General features: G+C 61.4%; 1 protein-coding gene. It reads right to left on the reverse strand.

Annotated features, from left to right (window positions below; translation table 11 throughout):
- Positions 1–713: Ulp1 family isopeptidase (locus K6N12_RS33600; protein ID WP_246645734.1), on the reverse strand; the 713-nt coding region annotated here is incomplete at both ends.

Genomic DNA, 713 nt, shown 5'->3' on the forward strand with positions numbered 1-713 from the left:
TGAATAGGCGGCTGACGGCAAATCCTGCCGGAAGGGCGCTGTATTCCAGCTATCGGGAAGCTGGCCGGGTTGAGCCACTCCATGCCAAAACTCTGCGGGATCGGCGATCTGTGTGGAGGACTCCGGTCCAGCCGCCGCAGCCCCCGCTCGAGCACTGTTGGGCGCGGGGCTCAGACGTCGTTGGAGTTGCTCCCGATCGGCGACGAGGTTGTCGAGGTGCAGCACGGCTGGCCGGCCTCTTCGCGCCAGTCGTCTAACGAGCGCCCGCGTGCCGTCAACCACGAAGACTCCGCAATCATAGTCGTTGCGCTGTTGGGTCATGCGGACGGGCTCCAGACGGGTACCCAATCTTTGTGCGAGCATTGCTGCAAACTCGTCGTTCTGGCCCCGGAAGGAGTCATAGTGATAGGCAGCCGGCCCCTCGCGGTTGCGACGGTCAACGAGTAGCAGCGACCAATGGGTGCCGCGGTGATCAGGATCCGAAGCACTGGCATCGCTCACTGGAAGGAACAGGAAGTCGGCTGTATCTCTTCCATCCTGATCATTAACGATGCGCTGGAAAGCGCTCAGCGCGGTGCTCTCATCGCCCAGGCGCAGATGATAATGGGCTATCAGGGGATCGATAAGCCGCGTCCTGGCGGCGAGATCCGGATCGTTTCGCTGCAAGTCCTGCATTAGCAGCTCATAATCCGTCTGGATATGCTGGTCGCCCA

The sequence above is a fragment of the Rhizobium redzepovicii genome (assembly GCF_019793435.1).
GTDB lineage: Bacteria > Pseudomonadota > Alphaproteobacteria > Rhizobiales > Rhizobiaceae > Rhizobium > Rhizobium redzepovicii.